The organism is Pseudoalteromonas sp. HL-AS1 (genome assembly GCF_031198785.1).
In the GTDB taxonomy this organism is placed as follows: Bacteria; Pseudomonadota; Gammaproteobacteria; order Enterobacterales; family Alteromonadaceae; genus Pseudoalteromonas; species Pseudoalteromonas distincta.
Window position 1 is genome coordinate 116376 of sequence record NZ_CP133570.1, and the last position, 16178, is coordinate 132553.

The 16178-nt window shown below is 42.0% G+C and carries 10 protein-coding genes and 1 pseudogene; 9 read left to right on the top strand and 2 right to left on the bottom strand.

Features of this window, described 5'->3' with window-relative positions:
• From RB214_RS17555 to RB214_RS17595, 9 genes are all read left to right on the top strand, one after another.
• A complete protein-coding gene (locus RB214_RS17555) occupies positions 1 to 2166 on the top strand; it encodes an FAD-dependent oxidoreductase (protein WP_309169307.1) in 2166 nt (721 codons plus the stop codon).
• Position 2167: 1 nt separating this feature from the next.
• The gene (locus RB214_RS17560; RefSeq protein WP_309169308.1) at positions 2168 to 2986 is read left to right on the top strand and encodes a DUF547 domain-containing protein; all 819 of its coding nucleotides are present in this window, start codon (positions 2168 to 2170) and stop codon (positions 2984 to 2986) included.
• Positions 2973 to 4271 carry an ABC transporter substrate-binding protein gene (locus RB214_RS17565; RefSeq protein ID WP_309169309.1) on the top strand — a complete coding sequence of 433 codons (1299 nt, stop codon included), beginning with the start codon at positions 2973 to 2975 and terminating at the stop codon, positions 4269 to 4271. Before RB214_RS17560 ends, RB214_RS17565 begins: the two co-directional genes overlap by 14 nt.
• On the top strand, positions 4268 to 6022 hold the full coding sequence (locus RB214_RS17570; RefSeq protein ID WP_309169310.1) for an ABC transporter permease subunit: 1755 nt from the start codon (positions 4268 to 4270) through the stop codon (positions 6020 to 6022). The genes RB214_RS17565 and RB214_RS17570 overlap by 4 nt, the downstream gene beginning before the upstream one ends.
• Before the next feature lie 39 nt (positions 6023 to 6061).
• On the top strand, positions 6062 to 6700 hold the full coding sequence (locus RB214_RS17575) for an ATP-binding cassette domain-containing protein (protein ID WP_208835075.1): 639 nt from the start codon (positions 6062 to 6064) through the stop codon (positions 6698 to 6700).
• Between the two features lie 16 nt (positions 6701 to 6716).
• Positions 6717 to 7361 (top strand): CDP-alcohol phosphatidyltransferase family protein, encoded by a 645-nt coding sequence (locus RB214_RS17580; protein ID WP_309169311.1) that lies wholly within the window; start codon positions 6717 to 6719, stop codon positions 7359 to 7361.
• Complete coding sequence (locus RB214_RS17585) at positions 7354 to 8145, top strand: sterol desaturase family protein (protein WP_309169312.1); 792 nt, start codon at positions 7354 to 7356, stop codon at positions 8143 to 8145. Before RB214_RS17580 ends, RB214_RS17585 begins: the two co-directional genes overlap by 8 nt.
• A 367-nt stretch (positions 8146 to 8512) precedes the next feature.
• Positions 8513 to 10639: a family 16 glycosylhydrolase gene (locus RB214_RS17590; protein ID WP_309169313.1), complete on the top strand. Its 2127-nt coding sequence runs from the start codon at positions 8513 to 8515 to the stop codon at positions 10637 to 10639.
• A gap of 78 nt (positions 10640 to 10717) precedes the next feature.
• Positions 10718 to 13651, top strand: coding sequence for a TonB-dependent receptor (locus tag RB214_RS17595; protein WP_309169314.1), 2934 nt, complete (start codon positions 10718 to 10720; stop codon positions 13649 to 13651).
• A gap of 51 nt (positions 13652 to 13702) precedes the next feature.
• Here RB214_RS17595 and RB214_RS17600 read toward each other — a convergent pair.
• Together RB214_RS17600 and RB214_RS17605 are read right to left on the bottom strand one after the other, a co-directional pair.
• Positions 13703 to 15174 (bottom strand): annotated as a pseudogene (locus RB214_RS17600) (S41 family peptidase).
• A gap of 229 nt (positions 15175 to 15403) precedes the next feature.
• Positions 15404 to 15916, bottom strand: a complete 513-nt coding sequence (locus RB214_RS17605; RefSeq protein WP_309169315.1) for a YetF domain-containing protein — start codon at positions 15914 to 15916, stop codon at positions 15404 to 15406.
• Positions 15917 to 16178 lie beyond the last annotated feature (262 nt).

The following is a 16178-nucleotide window of genomic DNA, read 5'->3' on the forward strand; positions in this document are numbered from 1 at the left end:
ATGATTAAAAAAATACTTTTGTTATTAATTGCAGCGGTCGCCATCGGCCTGTTCTTTCATTTTGATTTGCACCAACTACTTACGCTTGAGGGCTTAAAAGGCTCGATGGATCAGTTTAGCCAATATAAAGCGCAATCTCCGCTATTAATAATTGGCGGATTCTTTTTATTGTATGTGGTGGTTACTGCATTGTCTTTACCGGGCGCGGCTATTTTAACACTGGCAGCGGGTGCTTTATTTGGCTTAGTTGAAGGCTTATTGGTTGCATCGTTTGCATCAACCATAGGTGCTACATTGGCCTTTTTAGTATCACGTTACTTATTGCGCGACACCATTAAAAAGCGCTTTCCTGATCGTTTAGCAGCCATTGATGCAGGCGTTGAAAAAGAAGGCGGCTTTTACTTATTTACGTTGCGTTTAGTGCCGGTGTTTCCGTTCTTTTTAATCAACTTGTTAATGGGCGTAACAGCCATCAAGTCATGGACTTTTTACTGGGTAAGCCAAGTGGGTATGCTAGCCGGTACATTTGTATTTGTTAATGCCGGTACGCAGCTTGCTCAAATAGAGAGTTTATCGGGCATTTTATCGTTGGACTTAATTTTATCATTCGCTTTATTGGGCGTATTCCCATTTATTGCTAAAGGGATCTTAAACGTGTTTAAAAAACGTCGTGTATACAAAAGCTATACTAAACCTAAAAGTTTCGACCGTAACATGATTGTTATTGGTGCTGGTGCTGGTGGTTTGGTAACAAGCTATATTGCCGCTGCTGTTAAAGCAAAAGTAACCCTTATTGAAGCGGGCGAAATGGGCGGCGACTGTTTAAACTACGGCTGTGTTCCAAGTAAAGCGATAATTAAAAGCGCTAAAATTGCAGAGCAAATTCGCCACGGTGAACACTACGGCCTAGAAAACATGACACCGCAGTTTTCGTTTAAAAAAGTAATGGCGCGTGTTCATAAAGTAATTGCCGATATAGCACCGCACGACAGCATAGAGCGCTACACTAATTTAGGCGTAGACGTAGTAAAAGGCTACGGCAAATTAATCGACCCGTGGACGGTAGAAATTAAACTTAACGATGGCGGCACGCAAACATTAACTGCGCGTACTATTGTTATTGCCACTGGCGCACGCCCATTTGTACCGCCACTGCCCGGTATAGAAGAAACCGGTTATGTAACAAGCGATACTTTATGGGATAAATTTGCAGCGCTCGATGAGGCACCTAAAAAGCTTGTAGTACTTGGTGGTGGCCCAATTGGTAGCGAATTAGCACAAAGCTTTGCACGTTTAGGTTCAAGCGTTACGCAAATTGAAATGGCGGAGCGCATCATGATCAAAGAAGACGTTGAAGTGTCTACCTTTGCTCATGAAGCGTTGAGCGAAAGCGGCGTAAACATTTTAACCTCGCATCAGGCATTACGCTGTGAAGCGCGCGATGGTAAAAAGTTCATTATTGTTAAACGCCTTAACGAAGGCAATAATGAAGAAATTGCTATTGAATACGACGAACTGCTATGCGCTGTTGGCCGCAGTGCCCGCCTTAAAGGTTACGGCCTTGAAGCGCTAGGCATAGAAACAAACCGTACAATAGTCACTAACGAATACCTAGAAACGCTATACCCTAATATTTTTGCCGCAGGCGATATTGTTGGCCCTTATCAATTTACGCACGTAGCGGCTCATCAGGGTTGGTACGCAGCAGTAAACGGCTTATTTGGTAACCTTAAAAAGTTTAAAGTAGATTACCGCGTTATTCCATGGACCACCTTTATTGACCCAGAAGTGGCACGTGTGGGCTTAAACGAGCAAGATGCAATTGATAAAGGTATCGATTTTGAAATCACTCGTTTTGAGTTTGAAGAGCTAGACCGCGCAATTACCGACAGCGCCACAAAAGGCTTTATAAAAGTCATTACCCCTAAAGGCAAAGACAAAATACTCGGTGTAACTGTGGTCTCTGAACACGCGGGTGATTTAATTGCTGAATTTGTACTGGCCATGAAACACGGTTTAGGCCTTAATAAAATACTGGGTACTATACACAGTTATCCTACTTGGGCTGAAGGCAACAAATACGCTGCAGGTGAGTGGAAACGCGCGCATGCGCCTGAAAAAGTACTTAACATGCTCGAAAAATATCATACGTGGCGTCGAGGCTAATATGTTTAACACAACATTAAAGCCTTTATTATTAAGTGTAGCGTTACTTGCAACGTCGCTTGCAAGCCAAGCGCAAAGCACGACTAATAACCTGCACGATAGCTGGAATGCCTTGCTAAATAAGCATGTTGTAGCAATTAACCATAATCACAGCACAGAGGTTGATTACGCAGCCATAAAACGTGAGCATGCACAGCTAAAAACATATTTAGATTCGTTAAGTGCTGTAACACAAAACGAGTTTTACGCGTGGGAAAAGCCTAAGCAACTCGCTTTTTTAATCAATGCTTATAATGCGTGGACTGTTGAACTTATATTAACTAAATACCCTGATATTAAGTCAATTAAAGACTTAGGCAGCTTTTTTAGCTCACCATGGAGCAAAGCGTTTGTGCCACTACTTGGTAAAACTCGCAGCCTTGATGACATAGAGCACGGTTTAATTCGTGGCAGCGGTAAATATAACGATCCACGCATTCATTTTGCTGTAAATTGTGCAAGTATTGGTTGCCCTGCGCTGCGCGGGGAGGCATTCACAGCTACTGAACTAGAGAGCCAATTGCAACAGCAAACGGTGCGTTTTTTATCTGATACAACACGTAATTTTGCGCAGGAAAATACGCTAAATATCTCCTCTATATTTAAGTGGTACGGTGATGACTTTGAACAAGGCTTTAACGGGGCAAATACCTTACAGCAGTTTTTTTTGCAATATAGCGATGCACTTAAACTAGTACCCGCTCAGCAAAAAGCGCTTAAAAATAATGACATGAAAGTAAAATTTTTAGACTACAGCTGGGATTTAAATGCACGCCAGTAAGTTTTGGCAAACAACTACGCGATACAGTGTTTACTGTGTCGCGTTTTGCGTTTGCTTAATAACAAGCTTAAGTACTTTTGCTAATAACAGCGCTCATAATATGAGTAAAGAACGACTCACTCGCTGGGAAAATATTGAAACGCTTGGTAATAACCAAAGCGTGTACTTTTATGCCTGGGGCGGCGACGCGCAAATAAATGCCTATATTCAATGGGCTGCCCAGCAAGTTAAAACTAAATATAATATTAACTTAGTGCATGTAAAGCTCAGCGACACCAGCGAAGCAGTAAGCCGTGTGTTGGCCGAAAAATCAGCACATAATAATGACCAAGGCAGTGTTGATCTGGTATGGATAAACGGCGCTAACTTTGCCACTATGAGCGAGCACGCATTGTTGTTAAAACAGTGGGCAAATAAACTGCCACACTTTGCATACACAGATCCCGCTAATAACCCTGCAGTTAATTTTGACTTTGGCATACCCACAAACGGTATGGAAGCACCGTGGGGGCAAGCATCGCTCACCTTTTATTACGACAGCCTTGCAATAAATGAACAAACAAACAATAAACTCCCTACTACATTAAACGAATTATTAAACTGGAGCACACAAAACCCGGGGCGCTTTAGCTACCCAAAGCCGCCTGATTTTTTAGGGATGAGCTTTTTAAAATACGCCTTAGTAATACTGCATCAGCAAAGCAGCGAAAATATTAAAGCGCAGTTAAACCAAGCGGCTACCGCTAACAACACAGCACAAGTATTAACCCCATTGTGGAACTTTTTAAATAAGCTACACCCTACGCTTTGGCGTGGTGGCACGCACTTTATGCAAAGTGGCGCGCAAATGCGCCGTTTAGTAGACGATACCGAGCTAAGTATTGCCTTTACCTTTTCAGCACCCGAAGTGCCCGCAGCCGTTAAACGCTACGATTTACCAAAAAGCATTCGCAGCTATGCAATGGCTGATGGCAGTTTAAGTAATACTCACTTTGTGGCTATTCCTTACAATGCAAGCCACCCGCAAAGTGCGCAATTAGTCGCTAACTTTTTATTAAGCCCAGAGGCGCAAGCTCAAAAGCAAAAAGCGCATATATGGGGCGATAAAAGCGTACTTATTCAATCAAGGCTAACGCCTGAGCAACAAGCCTTGTTTAAAACAGCTAAACCGCACCCAAGCGCACTGCCTTTTAACAGTATTAAGCGCACATTGAGCGAGCCACACCCAAGCTGGGTAAATGCCATAATGCAAGGCTGGCAAACTCGCTATGGGGTAAGCCAATGAATGTTGTTAGCAATAAAGTGGCGACAAGCCATGGGCCTCACGCCCGTAAAAGCCATGATATGTTTAGTAAAATAGTAAAATTAAGCCCACGCTTTTTACTCGTTTTACTTATTTTACCCGTACTTGGCGGCTTAATTAGTGTGTTACTACCCGCCTTTGGTTATGCCCCTGCACTTGATCAAACTACATTTGGCTTGCAAGGCTTTACCATGCTTTGGCAAACACCCGGCCTAGTAAATATGGCTATGCTAAGTATTGGCACCGGTTTAATAAGTACCTTACTTGCTTTTATTATTACTTTGATGATTTTAGCCGCTTTTTTTAACAGCCCTTGGCTTAACCGCATTCAGCGTTTACTGAGCCCTATTTTAGTGATCCCACACGCTGCAGCGGCTATTGCGGTAGGTTTTTTAATTGCCCCTTCAGGCATGATTTCGCGAATTATATCGCCTTGGTTAAGCGGGTGGGAACTTGCACCAAACGGCCTATTTCCGCATGACTCATTCGGCATTAGTATAATTTTAGGGTTAACGCTTAAAGAACTGCCATTTTTGTTATTAATGGCACTAGGCGTACTGGCGCAGCCTGAGCTTGGCAAAAAATTACGCCAGCAACATAAAGTTGCGCTTAATTTGGGTTACTGCCCCATGACCGCCTTTTTTAAAGTAATACTCCCTAGCCTTTACCCACAGCTGCGTTTACCTATTTTAGCTGTGCTCGCTTATGCCAGCGCCAGTGTAGAAATGCCACTTATTTTAGGCCCAAATACACCGCCAACATTAGCGGTAGCTATTATGCATTGGTTTAACGATGTCGATTTAAACTTACGTATTAAAGCCTCAGCCGGTGCTTTGCTACAACTGGCACTCACGGGTGGGCTACTTGCGCTTTGGCTTGGCGGCGAAAAAGCGATAAAAGTATTATTTAGCGATTCACTCACTAACGGAGTGCGCGAATACGGCGGATTTTATTGGCAAAAGCTAACGGTAATACTCACTGCTTTAGTGATCGGTTTTATTTTACTCTCGCTAATTGCCCTTATTTTGTGGTCGGTTGCCGGCTTTTGGCGCTTTCCCGATGCACTCCCTGAGCAATTTACACTACTGCATTTTAACAGTGCATTAATGCAAATGAGCAACCCGCTTTTTAATACCCTAGCTATTGGTTTAGTAACAACGGTATTTGCCATTACGGTTACTTTATTGTGTTTAGAGTCGGAGCAGTTAAGCGACAAACCCATCTCTCGCTTTACCAGTTTAATTATTTACTTACCGCTATTAGTACCCAGTATTGCCTTTTTGTTTGGCCTAGTATGGATACAACAATGGGTAAATAACCAAGCCGCGTTTTTTAATGTGGTGTTTACCCATTTACTGTTTGTTTTGCCTTACGTATTTTTGTCACTCGCGATCAGTTATAGGCGGTTAGACTCTCGCTTTGCGCGCGTTGCAGCAAGTTTGGGCGCAGCGCCTAGCAAAGTGTTTTTTAAGGTGAAATTACCGCAGTTATTTGCACCTATTTTAATTGCAGCCGCATTGGGGTTAGCGATCAGTTTTGGCCAATACTTACCAACTCTTTTAGCCGGTGGCGGGCGTATAGCCACCATAACAACCGAAGCCGTTACCCTGGCAAATGGCGCAAGTAGGCGCACTAGTGCCGTATACGCTATTATGCAAATGGCACTCCCGCTTATTGGATTTATACTGGCATGGGTTTTACCTAAGTACTTTTTTAAAAGTGCACGAGTGTAAAGTACCTATATTAAACAGTATTGAGTTAAAGGTTTTTTAATGCAGTCATCTTTACAGATTAAAAATTGTCAGCTTTATCGCCAAAATGAGCGACTACTTAGCTTAAACGAGCAAGTTAATGGCGGTGAAATTCTAACAATTATGGGCCCATCGGGCAGTGGTAAATCAAGCTTATTAAATTGGCTTACAGGTACTTTACCCAGTGGCTTTAAAGCCACTGGAGAGGTGTGGCTTAATGGTAAAAATATAAATGATTTACCCACGCATTTACGCCATATTGGCGTACTGTATCAAGACGCTTTATTGTTTTCGCACTTAAGTGTGGCGGGTAATATTGCTTTTGCTATGCCCAAAGGGGACAAAAAACAACGCATTGAAAAAATAGCACACGCACTTGAGCAAGTTGGTTTAAAAGGAATGGCCAATCGCCATCCCGATAGCTTGTCGGGCGGTCAACAAGCACGCGTTGCCTTATTACGACTGTTATTAAGTGAGCCAAAAGCTATTTTACTCGATGAGCCTTTTAGTAAGCTCGACACGCAACTGCGCGTTGATACCCGTGAACTGGTGTTTAGCCAAATACGCCAGCATAAACTGCCTGCCATTATGGTAACGCACGATCATAGCGATTACGACGCTGCAAACGGTAAACTTTTCACCTTAAATACTGTACTTTAAGCGCACAAGGCACCCTATGTTAGATAAATTTATCACCCCTGTAATAAAACCACTGTTAAAGCCTGTGGTAATGCTGATACATAAATGCGGCATAACACCCGATCAGCTAACAGTATTTGGCTTTTTAATTGGCTTGCTCGCTGTGCCATTACTTGCTTTTGAAATGTGGTACGGCGCATTAGCTGCCATTGCTTTAAATCGCATTTTAGATGGGCTTGACGGCGCACTAGCACGCCATGCTAATTTAAGTTCAAGCGCCGGCGGCTTTTTAGATATTACACTCGACTTTTTATTTTACGCGGCCATTCCGCTTGGCTTTATTTTGGCAAACCCCGAACAAAACGCCATTGCAGGCACTATATTACTCGCTGCATTTATTGGCACGGGTTCAAGCTTTTTAGCCTTTGCCATAGCCGCTGAAAAGTTTAAACTCGAAAAACCACAATTTAAATATAAAAGCTTTTACTACTTAAATGGTTTAACCGAAGGCACAGAAACAATAGCGCTATTTATAGCCTTTTGTATTTGGCCGCAGCACTTTGCCCTCCTCGCTGGCATATTTGCTTTTGCCTGTACCATTACCATATTTACCCGTATACATGGCGGCTACCACACACTTAAACAGCAAGAAGCCAATGAGGTTATAAATAATAATGACTAACGAAGTTTGGTGGCGACTCGGTTGCTTTTTTAGCATTTTAGTCATAATGATGCTGCTTGAATGGCGACAGCCCGCAAGGCAATCGCCCATTAAAAGCAGCACTCGCTGGTTTGCAAATTTTGGCTTAGTGTTTGCCTCATCTATCATTGCGCGCTTAGCCGTACCTATTGGTTTAACCGCAGTAGCACTTTATAATCAAGAGCACAGCATTGGCTTATTTAACCAACTAGCCATACCTAGCATAGTAACCATAGTGCTAAGCCTTGTACTGCTCGATATACTCATTTATTGGCAGCACAGATTGTTTCATAAAGTGCCACTATTATGGCGTTTACACCGCGTACACCACGCCGATGCGCACGTAGATACCAGTACCGGCCTGCGCTTTCACCCCATCGAAATTGTGCTTAGCATAGTTATAAAACTCATTGCAGTTACTGCACTTGGCGTACCCGCCATTGCCGTAATTATATTTGAAATCGCGTTAAATGGACTCGCCTTGTTTAACCATGCAAACATACGCCTACCAAACGCCATTGAAAAGCCACTACGCCTTATATTAATGACGCAAATATTGCATCGAATTCACCATAGCCAAGTAGTTAATGAAACTAACTCAAACTATGGTTTTAGTGTAATTTGGTGGGATAAATTATTTGGTAGCTACAAAAGTGAAGCAAAAAAAGCAGATTACGACATCGATATTGGTTTAAAAGAATACCCAAACCAAAAACAAAACGCCTCCCTTTGGGGATTACTCGTTATGCCATTTAAAAACAAATAACTGATAATATTTGTAACCGGCTTGCCTAAAAAAAAGCCAGTTTTTAGAGGTTTAATAATGCATACCAAATTATAAAATTAATATATTCTTTCAACCACAGTCAAAAAAAGAGTTGAAAATACCACTTTAAAATCTTTTTAAATGAGATTAATCTATTAATATATAATGTTATTTTTTATGAGTAGCTCAATTGGTAAACTGGTCTTACCGTAAACTAATTGTAAATAAAATAAACAAATATGTTGACCATTAACGCACTGCACAATATCATTTGTAAGCGCTTACAAAACACAATGCAAAAATGTAAGCGCTTACAGTATGAAAAACAATTAATCTGACAATAATCTGTTGAAACCGGGGTTCAGTTATGAACATTGAAACAACGCACATTACACGTTTACTTGCCGCTATCTCTCTAGTTACGTTAGCTGGCTGTGGTGGCGACTCTGCCACTAAATCAAATTTTGAAAATGTAGATGCCTCTGAGCCAATATCAGATTGGCAAATGGTTTGGAGCGACGAGTTTGAAGGCTCAGCCATTGATACAAACAAATGGAACTATGAATTAAACTGCGATGGCGGTGGTAACAACGAGAAACAGTGTTACACCGATAGCGAGCAAAATGCATTTATTGCAGACGGTGTGTTAAACATTGTTGCCCTACCAGCGACAGAAGGTGCAGAAAAACCTTACACTTCAGCACGCTTAAATACGCGTTACAACGCTGACTTTACGTATGGTCGCTTTGAAGTGCGCGCCAAACTTCCATCTGGACAAGGTAGCTGGCCAGCATTTTGGATGCTGCCAACTGATGAAGTTTACGGCACTTGGCCTCGTTCTGGCGAAATAGATGTTTTAGAATCAGTAAATCTTAAAACACCGGATGAAGACGGCGGTATAGAGTCAAGCATTCACGGCACTCTTCATTACGGACGCGCGTGGCCAGATAACAGCTACACAGGGCAAGAATACAAATTCCCTGAAGATACTAACCCAGCAGATGACTTTCACACCTACGCTATTGAATGGCAAGAAGGCGAAATTCGTTGGTACGTAGATGGTTACCTTTATGCAACTCAGCGTCAATCTGAGGTTTTATATAATTCCAAAAATGAGCCTGCGGGCTTAAAACATCGTGGTTGGTTTGCAGAATACTTTGAACAAGGTTCTGGCGAACTTACAACGCATTGGGATAGCGCACCATTTGATAAAGACTTTCACTTATTGCTAAACCTAGCAGTAGGCGGCGACTGGCCTGAAAACGTAAATGATTTAGGTGTAGATGCTAGCGCATTTGAAAACGGCCAAACCTTTGCTATTGATTACGTACGTGTTTATCAATGTGCATCGAACCCAGATACTGGTAAAGGTTGTGAAACCATTCGCCCAGGTTACAACAGCTTAGACGATGCCTTGCTTGAAGGTGATGCACCAGTTCCTATAGCTGGAGGAGTCACTCCATTAACCATATTTGGTGATTCTTTTAATATTAATTGGCCTGCGTGGGATTGTTGCGGAGGTTCAACCCCTGCAGTAGTTGTTGATGAACAGCAAGGTAATACTGTTGAATTTAGTGTTGGTGAAAACCCAACAGTAAACGGGTTTATTTCAAGGGCGGCAAACATCACCGATGAAGCGGGTGTAGCCTCCCCTTTTGATGCAACCCCCCTGTTAGCACAAGGGTATTTTCAATTTAAAATGAAAGTAACTAGCGCACCTGCTGATGCAAACTCTACATGGGTTGTTAAGCTTGAAAGCGCAGGAGATGCCCCTACTGCAGCCGAATTGCCTATTACTCAAAGCGTTGAAGGTATTGCGCCTGTTGTAGGCCAATGGCAAACATATACATTTAAATTAACCGATCTTGTTGCAGCAAACTTAGATATTAGCGCTATTGATGTAGTTATGATTTTCCCTACTTGGGGAACTGGTAACGGCGCTGTTTATAGAGTTGATGATGTGAAAATAACTCAAGATTTCCCAGAACTTGATGTGTTCTCTGATACCCAAAATCTTGATTGGCCAATGTGGGACTGCTGTAGCGGCTCTACACCCGTGGAAGTAATGGATGATGAAGAGCATGGTATAACAGCAGAATTTACAATAAATGATACGCCTACCGTAATGGGCTTTAATAGCCGCGCATCTGTTGGTGGAAGCGGCGAGGCATTTGATGCAAGCGCTATCATAACGGTTGGTCAAATTACGTTTGATATGAAAGTTACGAGTATGCCAAGCACACCCGATGCCCCATGGTTTTTCAAAGTTGAGTCAAACGAAGGTGACTCTGCCGTAGAGCTTGCACTTACTGAAAGTGTTGAAGGCATTGCCCCTGTTTTAAACGAATGGCAAACATATACTTATACGCTTTCTGATTTATCAGCTGCCGGTTTAGATGTAAGTGCAATAGATGTATTAATGATTTTTCCTAATTGGGGCCAAGGGGCTGGCGCAACATATCGTGTTGATAATGTAACAGTTTCAAACCCATAATTAAGATTTCACTGACAAATTCTAGGTGCTTACACTGCACCTTCTCTCTTGAACAACATTTTATAAAGCAGAGCTATTATGAACACATTCAATTTTAAAAAGAGCCAACTTGCGGCTTCTGTGTCTCTCATCATTGCTGCGAGCACATTAAACACAGCTATTGCGGCAGAAGCACAAACAAACGTTTCATCTGATGTAGAAGTTATTGAAGTAAAAGGTATTCGTGGTTCACTTATCCGTTCTATGGATATGAAACGCGACTCTTCTGGCATTGTAGATGCCATTTCATCTGAAGAAATGGGTAAATTCCCAGATACCAACTTAGCAGAATCATTACAACGTATTACCGGCGTATCGGTTAGTCGTGCAAACGGTGAAGGTAGCCAAATTACAGTACGTGGTTTTGGTCCTGAGTTTAACTTAATAACCTTAAATGGCCGCCAAATGCCAGGCACAGGTTATACACGCTCGTATAATCTTGAAAACGTTGCCTCTGAGGGCGTAAGTGCGCTTGAAGTATTTAAAACAGCACGTGCAGACGTGCCAAGCGGTGGCTTAGGTGCAACGGTAAATATTTCTACCGCGCGCCCTTTTCAAAAGCCGGGTCAAAACTTTTCAGCTACCGTTAAAGCAAATCACGACTCGTCAAATGAAGCTGGCGATGACGTAACACCAGAGTTTTCTACTGTTTACAGCAATACTTTTGTAGATGACACTTTTGGTTTTGGTTTTTCATTTTCGCACCAAGAGCGTGACTTTCAAAAACAAAGTGCCAATATTCAAGGTTGGCAGGCAAACGTAGACTTACCTGAATTAGATAGCAGCAATGTAGTTGATAACCGCACAGACCCTGCAGGTAACTACTACTTCCCTAAAGACATGAACTACTCTATTGAAGATGTAGAACGTGAACGTACAAACGGACAAGTTACTTTTCAGTTTGCACCGGTAGATGGCTTTGTAGCAACACTTGATTACACTGCAAGTAAAGCAGTTACAGGTTCTCAGAGCATTGGTTGGGGTATTTGGAATGACTTTGGTAGCAATATTAATGGCTACGAACTAGATGAAAATGGTACAGCTGTTTATGCTGATATTAGCGGTAACGATGCGTCATTCACAGCCAATAAAGGTACTACAGAAGTAAAAGCACGCTCACTTGGTTTAAATCTTGATTGGGAAATTAACGACACATGGCACGTAGAGCTTGATTACCACGACTCTAAAAATGAGACTGACAACGGCGCCGATGACGGGCTAGGCAGTACCGGCCAAGTGATTTTGGGCTCAGATCAGCTTGCTAATAAAATTTACGATTACCGCACAGGCGATATTCCAAGTGCTCAAGTTAACTGGTTAAACGGCACAAGCGAACTAACACCAGGCGAAATTGACTCAAACTTTAGTCAGTTTACTCACTCACCGGGTGAGTCAAACATTGAACAGTTACAACTACATACTACGTGGTATAACGAAAGCTACGACATTGGTTTAGTTAAAGTTAAATTTGGCGCATCACGTACTGAGCAAAACACCGGCGGCTATACCGCATGGAGTGGTTTAGTAGGTGGCCCTGGTTTTAACCCGTCGTATACAGAAATATTCCCAGATAGCATGTTTACCCGTCACGATACATCGGGTCTTTTAGACCAATTTGCTGGCGGCGGTAGTGACTTACAACCTAATTACTACTACACGTATGACTTCGATGAAGCTGTTGCACGCCAAATTGCTTATTTAACAGCAGATGTAACAGGCGGCGATGCATACGCAGCTAATGCCTATATGGATGGCATAGATAGCGAAAGTTATGTAGAAGAAATCACTAATAGCTTTTATGTTCAATCAAGCTGGGAATTTGACGTAAGTAACTACTACGTAAAAGTAAATGCAGGCCTACGCTATGAGCAAACAGACGTAACCAGTACTGTACGTCAACGCGTTGAAGATCAAGTTAATTGGATCAGTGCTTCTGAGTGGATCATGCAATACGCTGCTGGCGGCGATGATAACTTCTTAGAGCAACAAGGTGATTATGATGTTTTACTGCCTTCAATCGACGTAAGTGTTGATTTAACTGAAGACGTAGTAGCCCGCGTATCTTGGGGTAAAACAATGTCGCGTGCACCACTGGGTAATTTAGCCGGTGGCCGCAGCTTAACAGGCAGCCCAAAACCAGGTTCTCGCACAGGTAGCCAAGGTAATACAAACTTATTGCCGTTTGAATCAACAAACCTTGATTTATCACTTGAGTATTACTACGCAGAAGGCAGCTACGCATCTGTTGGTTACTTTAAAAAAGACGTTGATAACTTTATTCAAACCACCATTACGCAAACTACTATTGATGGCTTGCACGATATTTTAAACGGCCCTCGTTACTTACAAGCCGTAAGCGATATTGAATCACGTGGTGAGCAAGCAACAACCGACGCTATTTTTGCACAGATGATTGCCAGCGGTTACGGCAATGCAAATGGCGTTATTGAGCCAAGCAGCGACGATCCGCTAATTACATGGAATATTAGTCAACCACAAAACACCGACAGTAAATCGGTAGATGGTTTTGAAGTTGCTGTTCAGCACTTAATTGGTGAAACCGGTTTTGGTGTTGGTGTAAACGCGACGTTTGTAGATGGCGACGTTGAATTTAATAGCGAAAGCCTTGATCAACAAGCACCGCTTACAGGCTTAAGTGACTCAGCTAACTTTCAAGGTTTTTACGAAAAAGACGGCCTATCAGTGAAAATTACTTACGCATGGCGCGACTCATACCTAATTGGTGTAGGCCAAGCGCAAGGTTCAGCTGATGCGCCTCCGCAATATGCTAAAGCGTATGGCCAATGGGATATGAGCGTTAACTACGATGTAAACGAAAACGTAACGGTATTTTTTGATGGCATAAACTTAAACAATGCAACCGAAGAAGGCTACGGACGTTACGAAGAGCAGTTCTTATTTGCTAATCAATACGGTCCTCGTTACTCAATAGGTGCTCGTTACACGTTCTAAACTATTTCCTAGTTAGAAGGTTAAGCCGCTTGTTACAACAAGCGGCTTTTTTTATAGCGTTTTTATTTGCTCAAGCAACACATTGGTTGTCCAATCAAGGCCCTTATACGCCACATCGGGTTTGTAAAAATCCCCTGCCCCACGCGCTCTATTTACATATACTTTATTTGGCACAATCACTTTCCCCAAGCTTGAAGGTAAATCGGCTAAGCGTACCTCCATATACATAGAATCAGCGCTACTTGGTGCACCAAATAACGTTGTATTTTCAAAAAGCTTAAACTTATCAAGTGCATCTAAACAAGCACTGGCGCATTGCGGCGGCACTATAACAAACACCTTGTTTTTAAAGTCACTCACTAAAGGCTTTTGTGGTATGTTATTTAGCGTATTAGTTTCTTGCTCTACATAAAATGGATCATCATTTTTAAGTGATAAAGCCATGCCAGTAGAGACGGTTTTGAGAGTTTTCAGTACTTCGGATTGATCTTTTACAACGTCCAATAAAGACTATACATAGTCAGTATTATCTTTTGATGCTCTCCACCACACTTGCGTGTTTTGAGAAGTATTATTTGCTTTTTGCTCTACTACTTTTTGGCCCCATAATCCTTTTGCTATTTGTGAGCTCCAATAAGATGAGCCACCTTGGTTATGGCGCAAATCTAATACCACGGCTTTTGCAGTAAGTAACTTGCTACGTTGCTGTTGTATTTTTTCAAACACTTTATTGTAGGCAGTAGTTTGTTTATCGGTTGATGAAAAGCTAGGCATAGCAATCCAACCAATGTTTTTTTCAGGCCACGTTAAATCAATGGGGAGTTCATCACCGTTGTAGGCATTTTCTAAATGCTTACTTGCTGACTTAGGCCTCACAGACCAATTTAATACGTGTGTATAGGTATCGTCATTGGCTTTAACAAATTCGCATTCTTTTAGAGGAGTTAAAATGGATTGCCCTCGTCAATGAGTAACCGCCAACCTTGCTACCACCAATGCCCAGGTTGTGCAACTTCACCATGAAACTTAAATATTCTCTCACGCATTAAGGTATCAGTGCTTTGCCCATCACATTGGCTTACAACGTCGCCTTTACTAATATTGTTGGTTTCGCTGTAATACACTTTTAGCGCATCACCTCGCCATACAGCTCTAAAGCCGGGCCAGCGGCGCGCGGGTCTATCTACGCTTGAAAACGCACCAGCATGACCATCTTGTAACACAGTGCTAAAGCGTGCAATTGCCGCTACATGAGCTTGCGGACCGCTCGCTTGTGACGAGAGTGCAAGCGCCTCTGCTTTTGCTTGTTTTAATAAATCAGGGAAAGTTGGGTTATTAACATCAAACATACCAGGATGATTTTGTGCAGTAATACTATAAGCCGCGTTAATATCGCGCTCTGTTATGCTGCGCCACTGCTCAGGTGTAGTAGGTAGAATGGGTTCTTGTGCAGCATTTATAAATGGTGATAGTAGTAAAGCGCAGAGCAATACATGATTGGTTATTTTTGTTTTTATAGCCATGAAAATCCGTTTAGCTAAAAATAAATTACTGGTTACGTTATTGTTCATTAACAATACTAAAAAAGCGATTTAAGGTACATGTGTAAATACATACCTGGCACCTAAGTTAAAAACTTAAGAATCGTCCAACCTTATTTAGTAGGTGAGCAATGTGTCTGATACAGTAAAAAAGCCATACCAATTAAGTTACGCGATTTATGGTAATCATCGGCCGCTAAAAATTGTCCAATTAATCTCGAGGATTTCGTAACTTCATAATCAGTTGAGCATAGTTTTCACTTTTCGGCACAATACTTAACTCACCGTCGGCCTCGAAAACCACCGCCATAACTGTGCTTAAATCACCAAAACCGGCTTTTCTAACACTTGCTTCCACTTCAGTGCTTGTGAGTCGAGCATCTTTCATAGCGGCCTCTATATATTCACCGTCGAAAAAAACTAATTGTGGAGAGGTTTTTACTACTTTGTCGAAGGTCGAAAAATGGGCGCTCATCCAAGTGAGTAAATACTGTAAAAAGAGGAGCAGGCTAACCGCAACTAAAACCTCAACTATGACTACGTCTTTCAATAAAATAGCTGAACCTAAGATGGAGCCCGCTGCTACGGTGATTATCCAGTCAAAGTTGTTCATTTTGGCAAATGGGCGTTTACCCACTAAGTGCGTCGCTAGGATTAAAAAGGGATAAATAATCAAAGTTGTGGTGACAATGCGCGCTATTTCACTCCAAGATTCAAAAAACATATTTCCCTCTACTTAAGGTGCTGAATAAATTAAGAATCATATAAGCTAAACAGCCACCTGAATCACACAAACTAGGCAGTCACCTTAATAAATCAAACAACACTATGCAACTAAATCTGCCATACAGATACAGCATCTATCTTTTATTAATAGGTCACTTTTACGAATAATTTTTATTTATGTCAGGGCACCAAATTATGATGACACCCACTTTATTTAGCCTATTAAAATCTAGGCATCAAAAAGTGCAAAGTTTAAGATG

What these genes read in the sequence shown, in the direction of transcription:
- RB214_RS17555 (WP_309169307.1), top strand. Translation starts at nt 1, where the DNA reads ATGATTAAAAAAATACTTTTGTTATTAATTGCAGCGGTCGCCATCGGC.
- RB214_RS17560 (WP_309169308.1), top strand. Translation starts at nt 2,168, where the DNA reads ATGTTTAACACAACATTAAAGCCTTTATTATTAAGTGTAGCGTTACTT.
- RB214_RS17565 (WP_309169309.1), top strand. Translation starts at nt 2,973, where the DNA reads ATGCACGCCAGTAAGTTTTGGCAAACAACTACGCGATACAGTGTTTAC.
- RB214_RS17570 (WP_309169310.1), top strand. Translation starts at nt 4,268, where the DNA reads ATGAATGTTGTTAGCAATAAAGTGGCGACAAGCCATGGGCCTCACGCC.
- RB214_RS17575 (WP_208835075.1), top strand. Translation starts at nt 6,062, where the DNA reads ATGCAGTCATCTTTACAGATTAAAAATTGTCAGCTTTATCGCCAAAAT.
- RB214_RS17580 (WP_309169311.1), top strand. Translation starts at nt 6,717, where the DNA reads ATGTTAGATAAATTTATCACCCCTGTAATAAAACCACTGTTAAAGCCT.
- RB214_RS17585 (WP_309169312.1), top strand. Translation starts at nt 7,354, where the DNA reads ATGACTAACGAAGTTTGGTGGCGACTCGGTTGCTTTTTTAGCATTTTA.
- RB214_RS17590 (WP_309169313.1), top strand. Translation starts at nt 8,513, where the DNA reads ATGAACATTGAAACAACGCACATTACACGTTTACTTGCCGCTATCTCT.
- RB214_RS17595 (WP_309169314.1), top strand. Translation starts at nt 10,718, where the DNA reads ATGAACACATTCAATTTTAAAAAGAGCCAACTTGCGGCTTCTGTGTCT.
- RB214_RS17605 (WP_309169315.1), bottom strand. Translation starts at nt 15,916, where the DNA reads ATGTTTTTTGAATCTTGGAGTGAAATAGCGCGCATTGTCACCACAACT.